This is a genomic window from Mesorhizobium hawassense, assembly GCF_003289945.1.
GTDB classification, from domain to species: domain Bacteria; phylum Pseudomonadota; class Alphaproteobacteria; order Rhizobiales; family Rhizobiaceae; genus Mesorhizobium; species Mesorhizobium hawassense.
This window is the reverse complement of record NZ_QMBP01000006.1, coordinates 86,684-106,740: the sequence shown is the minus strand read 5'-3', so window position 1 is coordinate 106,740 and position 20,057 is coordinate 86,684. Positions and strand designations below refer to the sequence as shown.

21 protein-coding genes and 1 tRNA gene are annotated in these 20,057 nt (G+C 65.2%); 12 read left to right on the top strand and 10 right to left on the bottom strand.

Annotated features, from left to right (window positions below):
* Positions 1 to 115: 115 nt before the first annotated feature.
* The 5 genes from DPM33_RS14650 (at position 116) to DPM33_RS14630 (ending at position 5,007) form a co-directional block, all read left to right on the top strand.
* A complete protein-coding gene (locus DPM33_RS14650; protein ID WP_112098152.1) occupies positions 116 to 1,132 on the top strand; it encodes a glucokinase in 1,017 nt (338 codons plus the stop codon).
* 131 nt (positions 1,133 to 1,263) lie between these two features.
* Positions 1,264 to 3,135 carry an ABC transporter ATP-binding protein gene (locus DPM33_RS14645; protein ID WP_112098151.1) on the top strand — a complete coding sequence of 624 codons (1,872 nt, stop codon included), beginning with the start codon at positions 1,264 to 1,266 and terminating at the stop codon, positions 3,133 to 3,135.
* Positions 3,132 to 3,953 carry a 4-hydroxy-tetrahydrodipicolinate reductase gene (gene dapB / locus DPM33_RS14640; protein WP_112098150.1) on the top strand — a complete coding sequence of 274 codons (822 nt, stop codon included), beginning with the start codon at positions 3,132 to 3,134 and terminating at the stop codon, positions 3,951 to 3,953. Before DPM33_RS14645 ends, dapB begins: the two co-directional genes overlap by 4 nt.
* A 34-nt stretch (positions 3,954 to 3,987) precedes the next feature.
* Positions 3,988 to 4,608, top strand: coding sequence for a 2,3-bisphosphoglycerate-dependent phosphoglycerate mutase (locus tag DPM33_RS14635; protein ID WP_112098149.1), 621 nt, complete (start codon positions 3,988 to 3,990; stop codon positions 4,606 to 4,608).
* A 314-nt stretch (positions 4,609 to 4,922) separates the two neighbouring features.
* Positions 4,923 to 5,007 (top strand) — tRNA-Leu (locus DPM33_RS14630).
* A 206-nt stretch (positions 5,008 to 5,213) separates the two neighbouring features.
* Here the strand turns inward: DPM33_RS14630 and DPM33_RS14625 are convergent.
* Genes DPM33_RS14625 through DPM33_RS14615 form a run of 3 tightly spaced genes read right to left on the bottom strand, consistent with a single transcriptional unit; the run spans position 5,214 to position 6,967 of the window.
* Positions 5,214 to 5,921 carry a cytochrome c biogenesis CcdA family protein gene (locus DPM33_RS14625; RefSeq protein WP_112098148.1) on the bottom strand — a complete coding sequence of 236 codons (708 nt, stop codon included), beginning with the start codon at positions 5,919 to 5,921 and terminating at the stop codon, positions 5,214 to 5,216.
* Position 5,922: 1 nt separating this feature from the next.
* Positions 5,923 to 6,312, bottom strand: a complete 390-nt coding sequence (locus DPM33_RS14620; protein ID WP_112098147.1) for a thioredoxin family protein — start codon at positions 6,310 to 6,312, stop codon at positions 5,923 to 5,925.
* A gap of 1 nt (position 6,313) precedes the next feature.
* Positions 6,314 to 6,967, bottom strand: coding sequence for a hypothetical protein (locus DPM33_RS14615; protein ID WP_167449071.1), 654 nt, complete (start codon positions 6,965 to 6,967; stop codon positions 6,314 to 6,316).
* A 29-nt stretch (positions 6,968 to 6,996) separates the two neighbouring features.
* Between DPM33_RS14615 and DPM33_RS14610 the strand changes: the two genes are divergently transcribed.
* The 3 genes from DPM33_RS14610 to DPM33_RS14600 all read left to right on the top strand — a co-directional run bounded on the left by DPM33_RS14610 (position 6,997) and on the right by DPM33_RS14600 (position 9,534).
* A complete protein-coding gene (locus tag DPM33_RS14610) occupies positions 6,997 to 7,440 on the top strand; it encodes a MerR family transcriptional regulator (protein ID WP_112098357.1) in 444 nt (147 codons plus the stop codon).
* Positions 7,441 to 7,525: 85 nt separating this feature from the next.
* Positions 7,526 to 9,199, top strand: coding sequence for an FAD-dependent oxidoreductase (locus DPM33_RS14605; protein WP_112098145.1), 1,674 nt, complete (start codon positions 7,526 to 7,528; stop codon positions 9,197 to 9,199).
* Positions 9,200 to 9,228: 29 nt separating this feature from the next.
* Complete coding sequence (locus DPM33_RS14600) at positions 9,229 to 9,534, top strand: UBP-type zinc finger domain-containing protein (protein WP_112098144.1); 306 nt, start codon at positions 9,229 to 9,231, stop codon at positions 9,532 to 9,534.
* A 34-nt stretch (positions 9,535 to 9,568) separates the two neighbouring features.
* Here the strand turns inward: DPM33_RS14600 and DPM33_RS14595 are convergent, their stop codons facing one another.
* From DPM33_RS14595 to DPM33_RS14575, 5 genes are all read right to left on the bottom strand, one after another.
* Entirely contained in the window at positions 9,569 to 9,748 is a 180-nt protein-coding gene (locus DPM33_RS14595; protein ID WP_167449070.1) for a hypothetical protein, read from the bottom strand.
* Positions 9,749 to 10,185: 437 nt separating this feature from the next.
* A complete protein-coding gene (locus tag DPM33_RS14590) occupies positions 10,186 to 11,007 on the bottom strand; it encodes a maleate cis-trans isomerase family protein (protein WP_112098142.1) in 822 nt (273 codons plus the stop codon).
* Positions 11,008 to 11,047: 40 nt separating this feature from the next.
* Positions 11,048 to 12,289, bottom strand: coding sequence for a D-amino acid dehydrogenase (locus DPM33_RS14585; RefSeq protein ID WP_112098141.1), 1,242 nt, complete (start codon positions 12,287 to 12,289; stop codon positions 11,048 to 11,050).
* Positions 12,290 to 12,611: 322 nt separating this feature from the next.
* Entirely contained in the window at positions 12,612 to 13,793 is a 1,182-nt protein-coding gene (locus tag DPM33_RS14580) for a trans-sulfuration enzyme family protein (RefSeq protein WP_112098140.1), read from the bottom strand.
* Positions 13,790 to 15,226 (bottom strand): pyridoxal-phosphate dependent enzyme, encoded by a 1,437-nt coding sequence (locus tag DPM33_RS14575; RefSeq protein WP_112098356.1) that lies wholly within the window; start codon positions 15,224 to 15,226, stop codon positions 13,790 to 13,792. Before DPM33_RS14575 ends, DPM33_RS14580 begins: the two co-directional genes overlap by 4 nt.
* Before the next feature lie 332 nt (positions 15,227 to 15,558).
* On the opposite strand from DPM33_RS14575, the gene DPM33_RS14570 reads away from it, so the two are divergent.
* Positions 15,559 to 15,846 carry a GIY-YIG nuclease family protein gene (locus tag DPM33_RS14570; RefSeq protein WP_112098139.1) on the top strand — a complete coding sequence of 96 codons (288 nt, stop codon included), beginning with the start codon at positions 15,559 to 15,561 and terminating at the stop codon, positions 15,844 to 15,846.
* A gap of 142 nt (positions 15,847 to 15,988) precedes the next feature.
* On the opposite strand, the gene DPM33_RS14565 is transcribed toward DPM33_RS14570, so the two are convergent.
* Positions 15,989 to 17,329 carry an FAD/NAD(P)-binding protein gene (locus DPM33_RS14565; protein WP_112098138.1) on the bottom strand — a complete coding sequence of 447 codons (1,341 nt, stop codon included), beginning with the start codon at positions 17,327 to 17,329 and terminating at the stop codon, positions 15,989 to 15,991.
* Between the two features lie 550 nt (positions 17,330 to 17,879).
* Between DPM33_RS14565 and DPM33_RS14560 the strand changes: the two genes are divergently transcribed.
* The gene (locus tag DPM33_RS14560) at positions 17,880 to 18,080 is read left to right on the top strand and encodes a hypothetical protein (protein WP_112098137.1); all 201 of its coding nucleotides are present in this window, start codon (positions 17,880 to 17,882) and stop codon (positions 18,078 to 18,080) included.
* Between the two features lie 51 nt (positions 18,081 to 18,131).
* Positions 18,132 to 19,061, top strand: coding sequence for a TauD/TfdA dioxygenase family protein (locus tag DPM33_RS14555; RefSeq protein ID WP_112098136.1), 930 nt, complete (start codon positions 18,132 to 18,134; stop codon positions 19,059 to 19,061).
* 62 nt (positions 19,062 to 19,123) lie between these two features.
* Here the strand turns inward: DPM33_RS14555 and DPM33_RS14550 are convergent, their stop codons facing one another.
* Positions 19,124 to 19,309 (bottom strand): hypothetical protein, encoded by a 186-nt coding sequence (locus DPM33_RS14550; RefSeq protein ID WP_112098135.1) that lies wholly within the window; start codon positions 19,307 to 19,309, stop codon positions 19,124 to 19,126.
* A 309-nt stretch (positions 19,310 to 19,618) separates the two neighbouring features.
* On the opposite strand from DPM33_RS14550, the gene DPM33_RS14545 reads away from it, so the two are divergent.
* Positions 19,619 to 19,981: a septal ring lytic transglycosylase RlpA family protein gene (locus tag DPM33_RS14545; protein ID WP_112098134.1), complete on the top strand. Its 363-nt coding sequence runs from the start codon at positions 19,619 to 19,621 to the stop codon at positions 19,979 to 19,981.
* Positions 19,982 to 20,057 lie beyond the last annotated feature (76 nt).

Genomic DNA, 20,057 nt, shown 5'->3' with positions numbered 1-20,057 from the left:
CACACTTTTCCTGGAATTGCTCTAAGGCGCAAGCGGGCTTCCCCTTTAGGGGGTCATGCGCTAGTCAATCGATTGAAACGGCGCCCGGGGCTCCGCAAAGAGGACGATCAAGAGTATGGCAGGCGAAGAGACAGCGCTGCGGTTTCCGGTCCTGATCGGCGACATTGGCGGCACCAATGCGCGCTTCTCGATCGTGCTCGACGCCAATTCGGAGGCGACCGAGCCGCAAATCGTCCAGACGGCCAATTTCAAGACCATCGACGAGGCGATCCAGGCGGCGGTGCTCGACCGTTCGTCCGTCCAGCCGAATTCGGCGGTGCTGGCGATCGCCGGGCCGGTCGACGGCGACGAGATCCCCCTTACCAATTGCCCCTGGGTGGTGAAGCCGAAGCAGATGTTTCGCACGCTCGGCCTGAGCGAAGTCGTGGTGCTCAACGATTTCGAGGCGCAGGCGCTGGCCGTGGTGGCGCTGGGCGAGGAGCATATGGAAAAGATCGGCGGCGGCACGCCTGAGCCCAATGCGGGCCGTGTCGTGCTCGGCCCCGGAACCGGCCTCGGCGTCGCCGGGCTGATCTACGCGCTCAACCGCTGGATCCCGGTGCCTGGCGAGGGCGGGCACATGGATATCGGCCCGCGCACGCCGCGCGACTTCGAGGTGTTTCCGCATATCGACAGGCTGGAAGGCCGCATCTCCGGCGAACAGATCCTGTGCGGACGCGGGCTGGTCAATGTCTATCGCGCCGTGGCCAAGGCCGACGCCAGGCCGGCGCCCTTCGCCACGCCGGCCGAGGTTACCGCGGCGGCGCTTTCGAAATCCGACCGGACGGCCGAGGAGGCGCTGGCGCTGTTCGTCACCTGCCTCGGCCGCACAGCGGGCGACCTGGCGCTGGTCTTCAAGAGCCGCGGCGGCGTCTTCCTCACCGGCGGCATCGCGCAGAAAATCGTGCCGGCGCTGAAGGCAGGCAATTTCCGCGCCGCCTTCGAGGACAAGGCGCCGCACAGCGCGCTGATGCGCGAAATGCCGGTCTATGTCATTACGCATCCGCTGGCGGCGCTGCTCGGGCTTGCCGCCTATGCAAGGACGCCGTCGCTGTTCGGCGTCCAGACGGCGGGGCGGCACTGGCGGGCCTGATCGCGCCCGGTTTCGGGACGGCGGTCGGCCGCCGCGACGAAGTTTCGCCATAGGCAAGCCGTAGCGGGGGCGCTAAGAGGGTGCCGAAATGCGCCCATCTGACACGCGGACAACCACGAAGCGCCCCTGATTTGACCGTTCAAACCCCACTCAAACTGAAAGTCCAGCCGGCCGAGGTCAGGGCGGTGCTGCGCCGCATCTTGGCCGAGAACGGCAAAGAATATCGCTGGACCTATGTCGTCGCCGTCGTCTGCCTGCTGATCGTTTCAGGCACCACCGCCTTCACGGCGTGGATCATGGCCCCGATGATCAACGAGATCTTCGTCGAACGGCGCGGCGACATGATCGTCTGGATCTGCGCCGGTTTCATGGGAGCCTCGGTGCTGCGCGGCTTTGCCGGTTACGGCCAGGCAGTGGCATTGGCAAAAATCGGCAACAATCTGGTCGCACGCTACCAGAAGCGCAGCTTCGACCATCTGATGAAGCTCGGCGTCAACTTCTTCAACGACACGCGTTCCGGCCGGCTGTCGGCGCAGGTCAACGAGAATGTCGGCGGCGTTCGCGATCTGTTGTCGCTGACGCTGACCTCCATCAGCCGCGACGCCGTCTCGCTGGTCGCCCTCGTCGGCGTCATGATCTATCAGGATCCGGTGCTGTCGCTGAGTTCGCTGCTGATCGGCCCGCCGCTGATCTGGGCCGTCATCTACATCACCCGCCGGCTGCGCAAGATCAATCGGGAATCCGTGCTGATCAATTCGCGGCTGAACGGCTCCGTGCAGGAGGCCACGCAAGGCATCGCCATCGTCAAGGCTTTCACCCTGGAGGACGAGCTGGCGCGCCGCATCGGCGCCATGGCCGACACGGCCGAGCAGCGTAACAACAAGATCGCCCGGGTAGCGGAGCGGCTGTCGCCGATTTCCGAGATTCTCGGCGGTCTCGCCATTACCGCCGTGCTGGCCTATTCCGGCTACCGCGCACTGTTTCTCGGGCAGCCGCCGGGCGCGGTGTTTTCCTTCATCACCGCACTGATCCTGGCCTACGACCCGGCAAGACGCCTGGCGCGCACGCAGGTCGGCATGGAACGCGCGCTGGTCAACGCGCGCATGATCTACGAGCTGCTCGACCTCGAGCCGAAACAGGGCGACGCGCCGAATGCCGTCGAGGCCAGGATCACCACGGGTGAAGTGCGCTTCGACAATGTGACGTTCGGCTACAGCCCCGACATGCCGGTGTTGCGGGACCTGAGCTTCACCGCCGCCGCCGGCAAGGTGACGGCGATCGTCGGCGCTTCGGGCGCCGGCAAGTCGACGATGGTGGCGCTGCTGCAGCGCTTCTACGACGTCGACAAGGGCTCGATCGAGGTCGATGGCCAGGATATCGCCAAGGTGACCAAGCATTCGCTGCGCAGCTCGATCGCCTATGTCTCGCAGGCGCCCTATCTGTTCGAGGGCACGATCCGCGACAACATCCGCTACGGCCGGCTGTCGGCCACCGACGCCGAGATCGAGCAGGCTGCGAAACTGGCCGCCGCCGACGAGTTCATCCGCCAGCAGCCGCAAGGTTACGACACGCCGGTCGGCGAAGGCGGCTCGACGCTGTCGGGCGGCCAGCGCCAGCGCGTCTCGATCGCGCGCGCCATCGTGCGCCAGGCGCCGATCCTGCTGCTCGACGAGGCGACCTCGGCGCTCGACAACGAGGCGGAAGCGCGCGTCCAGGAAGCGCTGACCCATGTCATGGAGGGCCGCACCACCATCGTCATCGCGCACCGGCTGTCGACGGTGGTCAATGCCGACCACATCATCGTGCTGGAAGAGGGACGGCTGGTCGAGGAAGGCACGCATGCTACGATGATGGCCGATCCGGACAGCATCTATGCCCGCTTCCACCGGATTCAGGGCAAGAAGGGGCTGGGGCTTGTCGACGACGTCAAGGCAAGCCAGACTTCGGGCCAAACTCCGGCGCCGCGCAGCCGCGCCAAGAAGACCGTCAGGAGAAGCGCATGAGTGAATCCGGCGATATGGGCCTGGTGGTGGTGGGCGCGGCCGGCCGCATGGGCCAGACGCTGATCCGCGCCATCCACACCATGCCCGGGGCGCGCGTCGCCGCGGCGGTGGAACGGCCGGACTCGGCCCATCTCGGCAAGGATGCCGGCGAGCTCGCCGGCATCGGCATCATCAACGTGCCGATCGTCGACGATCCGCTGCCGGCCTTCGCCAAGGCCGACGGCGTGCTCGATTTCACCGCGCCTGCGGCAAGCGTCGAATTCGCCGGCTATGCCGCGCAGGCGCGCATCGTCCATGTCATCGGCACCACCGGCTGCTCGGCCGACGACAATGCCAAGATCGCCGCCGCCGCTCGCCATGCCACGATCGTCAAATCCGGCAATATGAGCCTCGGCGTCAATCTTCTGGCGGTGCTGGTGGAACAGGCGGCGAAGGCGCTCGACCCGGAGGATTTCGACATCGAGGTCCTGGAAATGCACCACCGGCACAAGGTCGACGCGCCGTCGGGCACGGCGCTGCTGCTCGGCGAGGCGGCGGCAAACGGGCGCGGCATCGACCTTTCCGGCAACAGCGTGCGGGTGCGCGACGGCCATACCGGCGTGCGCAAGACGGGCTCGATCGGTTTCGCCACGCTGCGCGGCGGCTCCGTCGTCGGCGACCACAGCGTGATCCTTGCCGGCACCGGCGAGCGCATCACGCTGTCCCACAATGCCGAGGACCGGGCGATTTTCGCCCGCGGTGCCGTCAAGGCAGCGCTCTGGGCACGCGGCAAGAAGCCGGGCCTCTATTCCATGCGGGACGTGCTCGGCCTGAGCTGAGGACGGCTTTTCCATAAATCTCTAAGGAGCAAACATGTCGGGAACTCTCGTGCTCGTGCGCCACGGCCAGAGCGAATGGAATCTGAAGAACCTGTTCACCGGCTGGCGCGACGTCGACCTGACCGAGCAGGGTAACGCGGAGGCGCTCGCCGCCGGAGAAAAGCTCAAGGCGCGCGGCCTGAAATTCGACATCGCCTACACTTCGGCGCTGAAGCGGGCGCAGAAGACCTGCCAGCATATTCTCGACGTGGTCGGGCAGGGCGACCTGAAAACCATCCGCGACCAGGCGCTCAACGAGCGCGACTATGGCGACCTCTCCGGCCTCAACAAGGACGATGCGCGCAAGAAGTGGGGCGAGGAGCAGGTGCATATCTGGCGCCGTTCCTACGACATCGCGCCGCCCGGCGGCGAAAGCCTGAAGGACACCGGCGCGCGCGTGTGGCCCTATTACCTGCACGACGTCCAGCCGCATGTGCTGCGCGGCGAGACCGTGCTGGTCGCCGCCCACGGCAATTCGCTGCGCGCGCTGATCATGGCGCTGGACGGCAAGTCGGGCGAAGAGATCGTCAAGCTGGAACTCGGCACCGGCGTGCCGGTGATCTATAAGCTCAACGCCGATTCGACCGTGGCGTCGAAGGACGTGCTGGAAGGCTGAGGCGCAGCTTCCTTCTCCCCGTCACTATAAGGGGAGAAGTGCCCGGCAGGGCGATGAGGGGCAGCGCCGGCTTCGGCGACTATCTCGTCCAGGCTCCAAGCGAGAGCCGGAACCCCCATCTGACCAGCGTCGGCGCCGCCCCTCACCGGCCTGCCGGCATCCTCTCCCCGTATAGTGACGGGGAGAGGGAAGCTCCCCGCCGCCGGTTTCGCCAATCGCCAGCGTTGCAAGAAGGGCAATGAGGGGCAGCGCCGACGCCGGCGAAAAAAGCGCGTTGACACGTATCGTTTGCCCGCTTACATGAGCGCCCACCAGCCCAGATGGCGGAATTGGTAGACGCGCACGGTTCAGGTCCGTGTTCCGCAAGGAGTGGAGGTTCGAGTCCTCTTCTGGGCACCATCCTTTGCTCTTCGAGCTTCGGATGGCAGGCCACCCGGAGCTCCAAGAGCGAAGGGTCGGCGCCATTCATCCCGACTGCCAACGGGATCGTGATCCTCCGCTACATTGTCGTTGATCGCCGGCTTCCGTGACGGCCGCCTCTTTCCCGCGTCGCAGCCCGGGCCGCGACGTCCGAAAGGTTTTGTGACAAGCACAGGCATACCTTCTCACACGCGCGTCGTGATGGACGTCAGCCAGTTTGGCAAAGCCTGTTCAAGACGGATTTGTACGGCGCGATCAAATCCCGTCAGGGTCATCAGGCCGGCCACGATCAGAAGGGCACCGAGGGCTGTCTTGATGCCGCTGGACACCCCCAGCATACGGCCCCGCCAGCGAAGCAGCGCTTCGCGCGACATCAAACCCAAAGCCAGCAGGGGCAACGATGTGCCGACGCCGAATGCCAGCATTGTCAGTGTGACCATTGCAAGATTGTCGCCGCGCGCGGCCATGACGAAGGCAGCGCCAAGGGTAGGCCCAACGCACGGCGTCCACACCGCCCCAAGGAGCAGCCCCACCCCGAACTGACCGGAGATGCCCGCTGTCGAGAAGCCGCCAAAGCGGTTCTGCGTCCAATTGCTTACCGGACCGGCAGCTGTCGCGAAATGCGTCTGAAGTCGCGGGAGGAACAGCACGGTGCCGAACGGGATCAACAGAAGCGCAGCCGCCGAGCGGAACACCGTGGTGTCGAGGCCGATTGAGAACCCAACGGTGGCGACGAAGATGCCTATCGCGGTGAACGAGGCGGCAACGCCGGCCGCCAGGGCGAAAGGTGCCCAGCGATGCTCGGCCACCGCCCCCGCCAGGACGACGGGAATGAGAGGCAGGACGCAGGGCGAAAGTATCGATAGGGCACCGGCGAGCAGTGCGAGCAGCATGTCACAGCGCCTCGCGCAGCAACGCCTCGATGGCGGCCGGATCCGTCTGCCCGGTTTGCCGGTCTACCTCCTTGCCTCCCTTGTAGACGATCATCGTGCTTTGCATCTGCACACGGAACCTGGCCAGAATCTCCTTCTGCGTGTCGAAATCGACATCGAACTTCTTCATGTTCTTGAAGTCCGGCGAAGCCAGCAAGGACGCCACGATTGGCTTCTGCGCCTGACATACCTCGCACCACGGCGCGGTGACGTGGATCATGACAGGTCCCCCCGCCTTGAGGGCGTCGTCGAAGCCGGGAATGATCTCATCGCCGTTATGGGCGGACGCCGGCCGGACGGTGGCGACGACGCCGGACGCGATGGACAGGGTCAGGAAGTCACGACGGTTCATGTCAAGCGGTCTCCTCGAGATTGGATGCGGCAAGGTCGGGGGCGAAATGACCGAACAGCATGTCGGCAGCCTCGGCCGCCGCTGGCGGCGCGGTTATGGTAAGAACCACGTCTTGAGGACGGCGCTTGAGATCGAAGGACAGGAACGCGCAGCAGATTTGCTCTTTGCGCACCAATTCCGTGACCTCTTCCAATGCCTCTCGTCCGTAGGTGAGCTTCAATGAGAGCGGCGTTCGTTCCGCGTGACGCAGGGACCGGCCGGCCAGTGCCCGGATGTCGGCAACGCGCTCCTTGAAGTCGGATGCGCCAAGGCTGCAGGCGATTGGCGGGGCCTCGTCATCGGCGGCAGAGCGAGACGGACCGCAGCCGCATTCGGCGGATGCCATCAGCGCGTTGAAAATGGTTTCTGGCGGGGCTTTGCGACTGGAGAGAAGATAGAGCCATCCGACGGGCACAACGAGGGCGAGCAGCGCAATGCCCCAAGTGCAGGCAGCCGCGGCAATGGCTGCCAAGCTGGTGCCGACAAGGGCTGCCGGCACGATGGCGACCGCACAGCAAGCCGCGCAGGCAGCAGTGGCCGCTCCGGCGAGTTTCAAGGTGTTCTTCATCGACGCAGCCTTGCAAGTTTCAACCTTGGCGAGGGCGTACTCCTTCAAGTAACTTGAGGTTCAAGGAGTTTTTTGTCATGAACCTTCACATCCGCGTGTTCACGATTGGAACGCTCGCCAAGGCTGCCGGGGTCTCGACGCCTACGATCCGCTACTACGAAGAGATCGGGCTGTTGCCGCCGGCCCACCGAACGGCGGGAGGGCAGCGCAGCTACGACGATGACGATTTGGGGCGGCTGACGTTCATCAAGCAATGCCGGGACTTCGGCTTCGGCATCGATCAAGTGCGGGTATTGCTGGATCTATCAGTCAGCAGCAGCCGCGATTGCACGGAGACGCGCGACATTGCCCAGCGACACCTCGACGAGGTGCGCGAGAAACTCGCCGAGCTGCGCCTTCTCGAAAGGCGGCTGGAAGGATTTGTGACGCGCTGCAATGTCGCCTGCGCCGGCGGACCCGGCCAGGACTGCGTGATTTTCAAGGATATGGTGGCACCGGCCAAGGGCGGCTGCTGCGGGTAGGCGCCAAGCTCAGCCGACCTCCCCTTCCGGCCAGTTCCCGAACAATCCGCTTCAAACCCGGCGTCCCGGGCGCTACGGTCGCGCCATGACCCCTTCCGTCAGCCCGACCATCGCCGCCCGGCGCGACCAGATGTTTCCCGTGCTCACCGATGCGGACATCGAGCGCATGCGCCGCTTCGGGGACGCGCGCGCCTATGCCGCCGGCGAGCACATCGTGACGGCCGGCACGGTTTCGCCGGGGCTGATCCTCATCCTGTCGGGCAAGGTCGACATCACCCAGGCCGGCGGCCTCGGTCCGCGCGAGGCGATCGTCAGCCATGGCGCCGGCAACTTCATCGGCGAACTGGCGCAGCTTTCGAACCGGCCGTCGCTGGTCAATGCCGAGGCGATCGAGCCGGTCGAGGCCATCGTCATCGCCTCGCAGCGGCTGCGCGACCTGATGGTGCAGGAAGCCAATCTCGGCGAGCGCGTCATGCGGGCGCTGATCCTGCGCCGTGTCGGCCTGCTCGAAAGCGGCGCCAGCGGGCCGGTCGTCATCGGCCCGCCCGGCAATGGCGACGTGCTGCGGCTGCAGGGTTTTCTTCGGCGCAGCGGCCTGCCGCACCGGGCGCTCGATTCGGACACCGATCCCTGCGCCAAGACGCTGATCGAGCGTTTCCGTGTCGATCCGCATCACTTGCCGATCGTGCTCTGTCCGAACGGCAAGCTTATGCACAATCCGGGCGAGAACGAGCTCGCCCGCTGCGTCGGCCTGCTGCGCCCCATCGATGCCGACAAGGTCTACGACGTGGCAATCGTCGGCGCCGGACCGGCAGGGCTGGCGGCGGCGGTCTATGCGGCTTCCGAAGGCCTGTCGACCATCGTGCTCGACTGTCGGGCCTTCGGCGGACAGGCGGGCGCATCGGCGCGAATCGAAAACTATCTCGGCTTCCCGACCGGCATCACCGGCATGGCGCTGATGGCGCGCGCCTATAACCAGGCGCAGAAGTTCGGCGTCGAGATGGTCATCCCCGACGAGGCGAAGCTGCTCGGCGCGGCGGGCGATAATTCCGGCGCCCGCTACCAGCTTGCCATCGGCGACGGCGAGACGGTGCGCACACGCACGGTGGTGATCGCCAGCGGGGCGCGCTATCGCCGTCTCGATATCGCCAATCTGGCGCAGTTCGAGGGCACGTCGGTGCATTACTGGGCCTCGCCGATCGAGGCGCGGCTTTGCCAGGAGCAGGAGGTGGCGCTGGTCGGCGCCGGCAATTCGGCCGGACAGGCGGCCGTCTATCTGGCGAGCCAGGTGCGCAAGGTGACGCTCCTGGCGCGGCGCGGCCTCGACGCCACCATGTCGCGCTATCTGGTCGAGCGCATCGCCGCGCAGCCCAACATCGAGGTGCTGACCGGGACCGAGGTCACGGCGCTGGAAGGCCATGAGGGCAATCTCGAGCGGCTGCGCTGGCGCAACCGGGCGACCGGCGAGGAGACGACGCGCGCCATCCACCATCTCTTCCTGTTCATCGGCGCCGATCCGAACACCGACTGGCTGGCGAATTGCAATGTGGCGCTGGACGCGAAGGGTTTCGTGCGCACCGGGCCGGACGCGGCACCGGGAAGAGGGCTGATGGAGACCAGCCGCGGCGGCGTGTTCGCCATCGGCGACGTGCGCTGCGGCTCGACCAAACGCGTCGCGGCCGCCGTCGGCGAAGGCGCGCAGGTGGTCGCGGCATTGCATGCCTATCTGGCGCGAAACGGCGCCGCCGCGAACGAATAGATCAGCCCGAACCCGGCGAGGAACCCGCGATGGACGAATGCAGGCACACCAAGGACATCAAAAAGGTCACGCCGAGCGCGCTCGGCTGCGAGGAATGCCTGAAGAGCGGCTCCTGGTGGGTGCATCTGCGGCTCTGCCGAACCTGCGGCCATGTCGGCTGCTGCGACGACTCGCCCAACCGCCACGCGACAAAACATTTCCATGCCACGCAGCACCCGGTGATCGAGGGCTACGACCCGCCTGAGGGATGGGGCTGGTGCTTCGTCGACGAGGTGTTCATCGACCTCGAGGGCGATACGACGCCGCAGAGCGGCCCGATCCCGAAATTTGTTTGAGGCTGCGCGGCCAGCCGGCGCCAAAGGCTCCGGCTTACCGCACCGAGCTCGTCACCGTCGGGTCGACGACATCAGGCACGGATTTTCGCTCATTGCCGGCGAAAATGCCGATGAGGAGAAGGCTGAGCACGACCGGCACAAACAGGATGGCGACGCGCGCCTGCACGTAGAAGATGGCACGCCATTCGTTTCGCTTTTCGGGGCTGTCGTTCATCATGCTCGCTCTGTTGTGCCGCCCAGGGCGCGACATAGAGGGGAAGCGTTAAACAACCCCTTCCGATTCGGTTAACGGGGGGCGATCTCATGTAATCGCATAGGCAGAGCCGGCCCCCTCTCGTCCGCTTCGCGGCCACCTCTCCCCACTTTGTCTAGCGCATGCACACATCTTCTATGACTGGCGTGACTGATCGGCCGAGGCTTGATTGCCACGTGGTTCCCCCAATCCGTCGCTGCTTCGCAGCGCCACCTTTCCCCTCTCCGGAGGGAAAGGAAGGGAGCCCTGCTGGACGAGCGTTGCCGGCAAAAGGCTTGGCGCCTTTCCTCTACCCCGTCGATCGGGGGAGAGGTGGCTCGGCGAAGCCGAGACGGAGTGGGGGTCGACCAGCGCTACATTGGACAATGCATGACGGTCGCCTGAAAGTTTGCCGCCGATCAACTGACCGGCAAGGCAAACAGCCTGCCGCCGGCCGGCACGACGTCATCGATGCCGGCGAGCCGGAGGCAGTGCCAGGCCATGGCATGGTTCGACGAGGTGACGGGAATGCCGATGCGCCGTTCCAGTTCCGCCACCGCCTCGGCGACGCGCAGGCTGGTGCAGGAGATGAAGATCGCCTCCACCCCCGGCACCTGCGCCATGCGTTCGGCCGCCGCCTCGATCGAGGCGAGCGAGATGCGGGCAGCTTCGCGGTCGTCGCGCCGATCAAAGGTGGCGACGGCCGCGATGTCGAGGCCGCGTCCGGTGAAATAGCGGACCAGGCCCTGGTTGATCTCCGGCGCATAGGGCGTCAGCAGCCCGATGCCCTTGACGCCGAGCGCCTTGAAGGCGGCCAGGGCGCCGGTGACCGGCGTGGTGCAGGCGACGCCCGGCCTCGCCTTCCTGATCTCGGCGAAGACGGCCTCCTCGCCGAGCGTCATGGTCGCCGAGGTGCAGCCGAAGCCGACGACATCGAGCGGGATGCTGGGCAGGATCAGATCGACCGTCGGCGCGATGCGCGGGCCCATGGCGCGCAAAGTGTCGGGCGTGATGTCGTTGTCGTTGAAGAGCCGCGCCTCGTAGAAGGCGACGCCCGGAATGCGCACCAGCGCGCGGAACTCGTGCTCCAGCGTCTGGTCGGTAGCGAGGATCGCCAGGCCGATCGCCGCGCGCGAGGCGAGGCCGCCGTCGATCTCGGAAGGCAATACGCCCAGATCGACAGGCCTGGGGTCGACCGGTCCCGAAGACTGAGGGCGGGTAACGGCCGCGCTGACAGACATGGCATTCCCTTTCCTGGTCGATCCCTGCGGGATCATGCTCTCAGTTCAAAAGTCCATCCATCGAAATCGCCGGCTTGCGGCCGGCGATCAGGTCGGCGGTGATGCGGGCCGAGCCGTGCGACATAGTCCAGCCGATATGGCCGTGCCCGGTGTTGAGATAGAGGTTGCGCAGGCGGCGCTGGCCGAATTCGGGCAGGTTGTTCGGCGTCATTGGCCGCAGACCTGCCCACATCTCGGCGCGGTCGTAGTCGGCGCCTTCGGGATAAAGCTCCTCGGTCACGCCCTTCATGAAGGCGAAATCGGCCGGCTTGTGGCTGGTGTCGTAGCCGGCGAACTCCGCCGTGGCAGTGACGCGCAGCCGGTCGCCGAAGCGCGAGACGGCGACCAGATTGTGCTCGTCGATCGCGGCGATGGTCGGCGGCTGCGGCCGGTTGCCGATCGGAATGGTCAGCGAATAGCCCTTGATCGGATAGATCGGCAGGCTGATGCCGACCGTCCTGGCAATGAGCGGGCTGTAGGAGCCGAGCGCCAGTACATAGGCGTCGCCCTTGACGCTGCCCTTGTCGGTCATAACCTGCGCGACGCCGTCGCCGGACGTTTCGATGCCGGTGATGGTCGTGCCGGTGCGGATCTCGCCACCGCGCTCGACCACCTTTACCGCCAGCGCCCGGGTGAATTTCGCCGGGTCGCCGGTCTCGTCGGTCGGGCAATGGATGCCGCCGGCGATTCTTTCCTTCGCCGAGGCCAGCGACGGGTCGAGCGCGACGATGGCCTCGCGGTCGAGCACCTCGATCAGCTGGCCGTCGGATTCCAAGAGCCGCATATGCTCGACGCCTTTGTCGAGCGCCTGCTGGCTGCGATAGAAATAGAGGATGCCGCGGTCGTTGCGGTCGTATTCTATTTGCTCGTCGGCGACGACCTCGCGCAGGACCGATTGCGAATAGACGGCGAGCCGGTGCTTGAGCAACGTGTTGCGCCTGGCCTTCTCGGCCGTGCATTCCATCAGGAACAGCCACGACCAGCTGTAGAGCCTGGGATCGGCCGACAGCCTGAAGCGCAGCGCCTGGTCCTTCAGCACCAGCGATTTCAACAGGATCATCGGCGCCCGGGGCGACGACCAGACGAAGGAATGCCCCGGTGCGATCATGCCGGCATTGCCCCAGCTGGTCTCGGCGGCGACCTCAGCCTGGCGCTCGAGGATGACCACCTCGTGCCCGTCCTTCTGCAGCTGATAGGCCGTGGTGACGCCGACAACGCCGCCACCCAACACGATCACGCGCATGGCGCCTCCCGAGATCGCAAAGTGGTGGCAGTTTAGAGTGTGGTTTGCGGTCTGCAATGGCACACAAAGCGAGATCTCGGCGGGACAGCGCCCCTCTCTGGCCTGCCGGCTTTCGTCGTTCGGAAAGCCAAGCAGTTGGCTTTCCGTCCACTTCGTGGACCACTCCTCAACCCCCACGAGGGGGGAGATCAGCTGTCACGCCGGCTTTCGCCAATCACTGACGTTGCAGGAGTGGTGCGGCGCAGCAACCGCTAATCTCCCCCCTTGTGGGGGAGATGTCCGGCAGGACAGAGGGGCGCGTGAAGGATCACGACTAAGCCGTTTATCCGCCCAACGCCTGCTCCAGATCCGCGATCAGATCATCGCCGTCCTCGATCCCACAGGACAGCCGCACCAGCGAATCGGTGATGCCGATCGCGCCGCGCTTCTCGGCCGGGATCGAGCCATGCGTCATCAGCGCCGGGTGTTCGATCAGGCTTTCGACGCCGCCGAGGCTTTCGGCCAGGGTGAAGAGCTGCGTGCGTTCGAGAAAGCGTTTCGTCCCCGCAAGGTCGCGGTCGAGATCGACCGAGATCATGCCGCCGAAGGCTTGCATCTGGCGTCTGGCGATCTCGTGCTGCGGATGGCTGGGCAGGCCGGGATAGATGACGCGGCGCACGTCCTTGCGCGCCTCCAGCCATCTGGCGATCTTCAGGCCGTTGGCGGAATGACGCTCCATCCGCAGCGCCAAAGTCTTGATGCCGCGCAACGCCAGAAAACTGTCGAACGGGCCGGAGATGCCGCCGATGGCGTTCTGCAGGAATTTCAGCTGGGTGGCGAGGTCCTTGTCGTCGCCGACGACGGCGACGCCGCCGACCATGTCGGAATGGCCGTTGAGATATTTCGTCACGGAATGGACGACGATGTCGATGCCGAGCTCCAGCGGCCGCTGGATGTAGGGGCTGCAGAAGGTGTTGTCGGCGACGGTGATCAGCCCCCTGCGCTTGGCCAAAGCCGCGACGCCTTCGAGGTCGACGACGCGCAGCAGCGGGTTGGTCGGCGTCTCGACCCAGAGCAGCTTCGTGTCCGGACGGATCGCGGCTTCGACCGCGGCCAGATCGGTGAAATCGGCAAAGCTGACCTGCAGGCCGGCGGAGCGCTTGCGCACGCGCTCCATCAGCCGGAACGAGCCGCCATAGATATCGTCGGTGGCGACGACATGGGCGCCGGCATCGAAGAGCTCCAGCACCGTGCCGATCGCCGCCAGGCCGGAGGCGAAGGCGAAGGCGGCCGAGCCGCTTTCGAGGTCGGCCACGGCGCGCTCGAAGGCGAAGCGCGTCGGGTTCTGGCTGCGGGCATACTCAAAGCCCTTGTGCACGCCGGGCGACTGCTGGCCATAGGTCGAGGTGGCGTAGATCGGCACCATCACCGCGCCGGTCAGCGGGTCGTGGCTCTGGCCGCCATGGATGGTGCGGGTGGAAAAGGCCAGGCGGTTCTTGGCAACTGGCGGTCTTGGCGAAGTCATTTTGCGCGGCGCCTCAGATGGTTGATCAGGTCGATACGGGTTATCAGGCCGATGAACTCCTCGCCATCGAAGACGATGGCGACCTCGTTGCGGTCGAAGACCGGCAGTAGCGCGTCGAGCGTCTGGCTGGCCTGCAGCGTGTGCAGGCTGGACGTCATGGCCGAACGCACCGGGCCGTTGAAGCGGTCCCAGCGGCCGTCATAGGGGCCGTCGACCTTGGCCAGGATGTCGCTCTCGTCGACGATGCCGATCAGCTTGCCCTCGTCGAGCACCGGCAGCTGCGAGACATCGGAACGGCGCATGCGGCCATAGGCGTTGAGCAGGCTCTCGTCCGGGCCGACGGTCACGATGTCGCCGGTGCGCGGCGAGCGCATGACCAGGTCGCGCAGGTCGCCATGCTGTTCGTGGTCAGCTAGGCCCTGCTCGGCCAGCCAGATGTCGTCGAAGACCTTCGACAGATATTTGTTGCCGCTGTCGCAGACGAAGGTGACGACGCGCTTCGGCGAAGTCTGTTCGCGGCAATAGCGAAGCGCAGCCGACAGAAGCGTGCCCGACGACGAGCCGGCCAGAATACCTTCCTTCGACAAGAGATCGCGCACCGCCAGCATGCTCTGCTTGTCGGGGATCGAATAGGCTTTTTTGACCAGCGAGAGATCGGCATTGGGCGGCACGAAATCCTCGCCGATGCCTTCGACCGTCCAGCTGCCGGCCTCCTCCATCTTGCCGGTCTTGATCAGCGGCGCCAGCACCGAGCCGACCGGATCGGCCAGCACCATCTCGGTCTTGGGCGAATGTTTCGCGAAGTAGCGGCCGAGGCCGGTGAGCGTGCCGCCGGAGCCGACGCCGATCACCACGGCATCGATATCGCCCTCGAGTTGCGAAAAGATCTCCGGGCCGGTCGTCGTCTCGTGCGCCAGCGGGTTGGCCGGGTTGGCGAACTGGTTGGCATAGAAGGCGCCGGGCAGTTCGGCGGCGATCTTCTCGGCCATGTCCTGGTAATATTCGGGATGGCCCTTGCCGACATCGGAGCGGGTCATGCGCACCTCGGCGCCGAGCGCGCGCAGATGCTGGATCTTCTCGCGCGACATCTTGTCGGGCACGACCAGGATGATGCGATAGCCCTTCGGGATGCCGACCTGGGCGAGGCCGAGACCGGTGTTCCCGGCAGTGGCTTCGACAATCGTGCCGCCGCGCTTCAGCGCGCCTGATTTCTCCGCCGCCGCGATCATCGACAAAGCGATGCGGTCCTTGATCGAGCCTCCCGGATTCTGGCTTTCCAGCTTGATGAACAGCCGGCATTTGCCGGTGTCGAATTTGGTCAGTTCGACGATCGGCGTCTGGCCGATCAGGTCGAGCACCGAGCCGTAAGGCGGGCGTAGCCTCGCCAGATTGGTGTCCGCGCCCCCGGGCGCCGCTTTGGTCTGCTCGCTCATCTGGTCGCTCCGTGGATCGACGCGGGTGTCTGCAATCTCGCGCATCGAGCCGCCGAAATCCATTCCGGTTTCGCGGATCGCGCGAGGTGTCTTTTCCGGCCCTTTGCGCTTGGAATGAAGATAGATCGTGCCAATCCGGCGGGGGGAGGGGGAATGGAATTCTATGGGTTGTCGTGTCCTCCCTCGTAAAGCAGTACGTATTCTTCGTCATTCTAGGGCGGAGCAAGGAGCGAAGCGACGCGCGCAGACCCTAGAATCCATGCCGTGACGCGGGCCGTAGAATGCAACGGCCCAGAATGGCCGTTGGCGGTAGTGCTGGCTAAGATCGCAGTATGACAGGCTACGTCTACATGACCGCAAGCCAGAAAGGCGGCACGATCTATATCGGCGTCACCAACGACCTTGCTCGTCGGATGCCGGAGCACAAGACCGGCCGAGGCTCCAGCTTCACCAGCCGTTACGGCGTGCAGCGTCTGGTCTGGTACGAGGAGTATTTCGACATCGCTGACGCCATTCAACGTGAGACGTCATTGAAGCGCTGGCCGCGGCAATGGAAGATTGAATTGATCGAGAAGACCAATCCGGAGTGGTTCGAACTCTTTCGCGGCATTGGCTGGTGAGTGTTCTGCACCGTGGCGACGCTCAACCGTCACGGCATGGATTCTAGGGTCTGCGCGCGTCGCTTCGCTCCTTGCTCCGCCCTAGAATGACGAAGGATAGGTTGGCCAGGCAACGCCCCTCTGCCCTGCGGGAAAGCGGCGCTCACCCCAGCAATTGCTTGCTCAGCTTTGCGCATTGCACGCGGATATCCGGAATGGCGTCGATCTCGAAGAAGGTGCCGCGCGTCAGCGGGCCGACGGCGAGCAGCTTCGACGACACCGTGCCGTCGGAGGCGATCAGTTCGCATTTGGCGGTGACGTCGAGCCCGAGCCGCAGCGGGTCCGGACGCGCCAGGCTGCGCTCGATCAACGAGCGCACGACGCCGTTCGACGTCCTCGAAATGTCGCGTGCGATGCCCATGCAATCATAGAGGCGGGCGACGTCGAGGGTCTCGACCTCCTGCGTGCCGCGCGGCTGGATTTTGACCACGAAGCGGTCGTTCGGCTGGACGTTCACGATCCTGCCGGCGACGAGCCGCAGGCGGCCCGATCCGACCGCCTCGGTGACCCGCGCATAGACTTCCGGCGCCATGCGGTGGCGGTGGATGTCCCACCAGGCCTTGGTGTGCTCTACGAAGCGGCGCTTGGCCGAGGACGGCCAGTTCTGCCAGATCGTCTGGTTGAAAGGCCTCAGCCCGTCGACGACGTCGCGCCAGTCGCCGCCAGCCTTCTGGGTCTCGCGGATCAGGTTGCGGAACCAGCCGACGAAATAGGAAAGCTCGGTGCCGAGTGGAATGTCGGCGATATCGAGCTTGATCGGATTGCCCTTGCGGTGCGGCGACGGCAGCAGGCCGCGCCGCGACACAGCTATGATCGCGCCGCGATGGCCGCGCTGCTCCAGCGACAGGAACGCATCGACCATGCTGAGGCCCGTGCCGAGCAGCAGGATCGGAGCTTCAGGATCGAGCGTGGTGTCGGCCTCGGTCCCCATCCGGACGGCATGCCCCTGGAAGGCGCCGGGCTGCTCGTCATGGCCGGTGGCCAGAACGGCAAGATGCGCGACGACGCTGGTGCCGTTGGCCAGGGCGACCTCGACGCCCGCCGGCGTCGGCGAGATCGACAGGCTCTCCTCGCGGATCAGCCGGAGGCGCCCGGTCTCGCGCTCGCGTTCCTCGAGGCCGTCGAGCAGTTCCTGCAGATAGCGGGCATAGAGGCTGCGCGGCGCATAGAACGGCCCCTGGTCGGGCCTGGCGAGATCGCGCTCCAGCACCCAGCGGGCGAAATGGGTGGGGTCGTCGGCATAGGCGCTCATGCCGGAGGCGTTGACGTTGAGCACATGCGCCGAAAGCAGCGTCGAATAGGCCATGCCCTGGCCGAAATGCGGCCGTTTCTCGATCAGCGTGACGCGCAGGTCCGGATTGGGCGATTTCAGAAGATGCGCGGCCAGCACGACGCCGCTGGCGCCGCCGCCGACAATGATGATGGAGTTGCCGCGTCCAACCATGGTTGCGAGCCGGGGTTTTATCGTGCGATCAGCGCGCGGCCGTCGCCGCCGGCGGCCTCGGCTGCGGGCCACGAACGATCGCCGGAACAGTCTTCAGAAGATTGCGCATTGTCCTCTCACTCCCAATGTTGATAAGATTACTATACTAAGCGGGCCGGGCACGAAACCGGCTTTCCAATTCGCCCGCGATTTGAAGCACGGATTTACCGAGATCGGATGACGGGCGGATTTTTTGTTCGCCCGGTATCCGGTGCCTTGCGTTCCTTCGCCATTCTAGGGCGGAGCGACGCGAAGCGGCGCGTAGACCCTAGAGTGACGACTGGAGGGACGGCCCAGCCGATCTCCGAGGGTGTCGTCCCACAACGCCCTCCACGACCGTCCCTTTGCGCTTGCGCCGCCGGTATCCGGCTCCACTTTTCCAACAAAGCCCGTTTGCCTGGAAGGATTTAACTCTACAAACCCGATAGAATTAGCCGACGATAGAAAGGCAATCGGGCGCGCGCTGGTGCCCTGGGCGGGGTGGGAGTGAACGAAGCGAAGGAGAAGGACGATGACCCATTCCACCGCGGTGCTGTTCGCCCATGTCGGAACATGGCTGTTGCGTCTGCCGCCGGGCGACAAGCGCCTGGAAGACGGGCGACCCGAGGGCGAAGCGAAATCGCCGGTGCCGGTGCGCTTTGCCGGCGAACGCGACCGCCTGCCGCCGCGTGATGAAAGTTTTTACTGGGCCTGGCAGTACTGGTCGCAGTGACCGATCCCAAAAGCCCAGCGTTTTCCCCGAACATCAACCAGGAGAGACCCCATGAGCAACCCAGTCCTTGTCGACCAGATCATTCCGGCGAGCGATGTCGTTCCCCTGACCGCCCGCGTCGGAGCGGAAATCAGGGGCATCCGCCTCGGCGGCAGCCTGTCGGACGCCACCATCGCATCGATCAATCAGCTGCTCTTGAAGCACAAGGTGGTCTTCTTCCGCGGCCAGGAGCATCTCGACGATTCGGAACACGAACTGTTCGCGCGGCGCCTCGGCGATCTCGTGCCGCATCCGACGCAGGGACCGGTGGCGGGTACCGCTTCGATCCTCAATCTCGATTCCAGCCGCGGCGGCGGCCGCGCCGACCAGTGGCACACGGACGTGACCTTCGTGGACGCCTATCCGAAATTCTCGGTGCTGCGCGGCGTCGTCATTCCCGCCGCCGGAGGCGACACGATCTGGTCCAACACGCATGCCGCCTATGAAAGCCTGCCTGCGCCGCTCAAGCCCCTGGCGGAGAACCTCTGGGCGATCCACAGCAATGCCTATGACTACGCCGCCGTCCGTCCGCGCGCCTCGGCCGAGGAAAGGAAGCATTTCGAGGAGGTCTTCACCTCGACCGTCTACGAGACCGAGCATCCCGTCGTGCGCGTGCATCCGGAGACCGGCGAGCGCTCGCTGCTGCTCGGCAATTTCGTCCAGCACTTCGTCGGCCTGTCGAAGAGCGACTCGGCGAAACTCTACGAGCTGTTCCAGAGCTACGTGACCACGCCCGAGAACACTGTCCGCTGGCGGTGGCAGGCCGGCGACGTGGCGATCTGGGACAACCGGGCCACTCAGCATTATGCGGTCAACGACTATGGCGCCGAGCACCGCATCGTGCGCCGCGCCACGGTCGACGGCGACGTGCCGGTCAGCGTCGACGGACGCCGCAGCGTCACCCACGTCAAATCAGCCAAACCGTCGGCAAAGGCGGCGTGAACTGCGAGGCCGTTCCCTCAACGCTGGCGGGGCAGCTGTCCCGCCAGCGCCCCGAGTTTTGATCAGACGCGCGAGCGGCTCGCCCAGCTCAGTCCGACGATGCCGACCGGCATGGTGACGAGGCCGATATAAAGCCACTGCGTCTGTCCGGTCATGAAGCTGCCCTTGACGAGGCCGAGGCCCTGCAGCGACCACAGCGCGCCCAGCCCAAGCACGATCAGCGCCAGCACAAACCTGATCAATCGCATCGGCAAGACCCTCTCCGGAAGTCGATCCTGAATGGCAACAGGGACGCGACAAAACACGCAGAGGAAGCGAGGCAGTTGCGTTCCTCTGTACTTGAATCTCAAGGACCGATCTTGCCTGGAAATTCGCGAAGGCCGGTCCGCTATTCATTGAGAATACGCCTGTCCGGTGCCGGAAATATCATGACAAACTGTTTCGCGGCGACTCCAAACGTGTGCCGTTGCCATGGAACCGCCAGATCAATGCCGCATTTCCCGCCTCATTCGGCACCTAACGGCGGGGTCTATCTCTAACGGAGCCCTCCCCTAAAGATGAAGAAAACCAACCAAACCGCGCTTGTCGCGGTAACGATCGCGGCTGGCCTGATGGCCGGCGCCTCGTCCGCCTCCTCCGCCGCCGCGCAGTGCGGCCGCGCTTCCTGGTATGCGCTGCATTCCAGAACCGCCTCGGGCGAGCGCATGAATCCCTCGGCACTGACTGCCGCCCATCGCTCCTTGCCTTTCGGCACCAAGCTCAGGGTCACCAACAAGAACAACGGCCGCAGCGTCGTCGTGCGCATCAACGATCGCGGGCCGTTCGTGAAGGGCCGCGTGCTCGATCTCTCGCGCGGCGCCGCAGGCCAGCTGGGCTTCATCGGTTCGGGCCAGACCGCCGTCTGCATGGCGCGCGTCTGAATTTTGTTTTGATGCATGTCGTTGCCCCAAAACCGCTGCACACTTTAGGGCGACATGCATGGTTTATCGGACCATG

Excerpts from the sequence above, each read along its gene's own strand:
- DPM33_RS14650 (WP_112098152.1), top strand. The coding sequence starts at position 116 with ATGGCAGGCGAAGAGACAGCGCTGCGGTTTCCGGTCCTGATCGGCGAC.
- dapB (WP_112098150.1), top strand. The coding sequence starts at position 3,132 with ATGAGTGAATCCGGCGATATGGGCCTGGTGGTGGTGGGCGCGGCCGGC.
- DPM33_RS14635 (WP_112098149.1), top strand. The coding sequence starts at position 3,988 with ATGTCGGGAACTCTCGTGCTCGTGCGCCACGGCCAGAGCGAATGGAAT.
- DPM33_RS14625 (WP_112098148.1), bottom strand. The coding sequence starts at position 5,921 with ATGCTGCTCGCACTGCTCGCCGGTGCCCTATCGATACTTTCGCCCTGC.
- DPM33_RS14620 (WP_112098147.1), bottom strand. The coding sequence starts at position 6,312 with ATGAACCGTCGTGACTTCCTGACCCTGTCCATCGCGTCCGGCGTCGTC.
- DPM33_RS14610 (WP_112098357.1), top strand. The coding sequence starts at position 6,997 with ATGAACCTTCACATCCGCGTGTTCACGATTGGAACGCTCGCCAAGGCT.
- DPM33_RS14605 (WP_112098145.1), top strand. The coding sequence starts at position 7,526 with ATGACCCCTTCCGTCAGCCCGACCATCGCCGCCCGGCGCGACCAGATG.
- DPM33_RS14600 (WP_112098144.1), top strand. The coding sequence starts at position 9,229 with ATGGACGAATGCAGGCACACCAAGGACATCAAAAAGGTCACGCCGAGC.
- DPM33_RS14595 (WP_167449070.1), bottom strand. The coding sequence starts at position 9,748 with ATGAACGACAGCCCCGAAAAGCGAAACGAATGGCGTGCCATCTTCTAC.
- DPM33_RS14590 (WP_112098142.1), bottom strand. The coding sequence starts at position 11,007 with ATGTCTGTCAGCGCGGCCGTTACCCGCCCTCAGTCTTCGGGACCGGTC.
- DPM33_RS14585 (WP_112098141.1), bottom strand. The coding sequence starts at position 12,289 with ATGCGCGTGATCGTGTTGGGTGGCGGCGTTGTCGGCGTCACCACGGCC.
- DPM33_RS14580 (WP_112098140.1), bottom strand. The coding sequence starts at position 13,793 with ATGACTTCGCCAAGACCGCCAGTTGCCAAGAACCGCCTGGCCTTTTCC.
- DPM33_RS14575 (WP_112098356.1), bottom strand. The coding sequence starts at position 15,226 with ATGAGCGAGCAGACCAAAGCGGCGCCCGGGGGCGCGGACACCAATCTG.
- DPM33_RS14570 (WP_112098139.1), top strand. The coding sequence starts at position 15,559 with ATGACAGGCTACGTCTACATGACCGCAAGCCAGAAAGGCGGCACGATC.
- DPM33_RS14565 (WP_112098138.1), bottom strand. The coding sequence starts at position 17,329 with ATGGTTGGACGCGGCAACTCCATCATCATTGTCGGCGGCGGCGCCAGC.
- DPM33_RS14560 (WP_112098137.1), top strand. The coding sequence starts at position 17,880 with ATGACCCATTCCACCGCGGTGCTGTTCGCCCATGTCGGAACATGGCTG.
- DPM33_RS14555 (WP_112098136.1), top strand. The coding sequence starts at position 18,132 with ATGAGCAACCCAGTCCTTGTCGACCAGATCATTCCGGCGAGCGATGTC.
- DPM33_RS14550 (WP_112098135.1), bottom strand. The coding sequence starts at position 19,309 with ATGCGATTGATCAGGTTTGTGCTGGCGCTGATCGTGCTTGGGCTGGGC.
- DPM33_RS14545 (WP_112098134.1), top strand. The coding sequence starts at position 19,619 with ATGAAGAAAACCAACCAAACCGCGCTTGTCGCGGTAACGATCGCGGCT.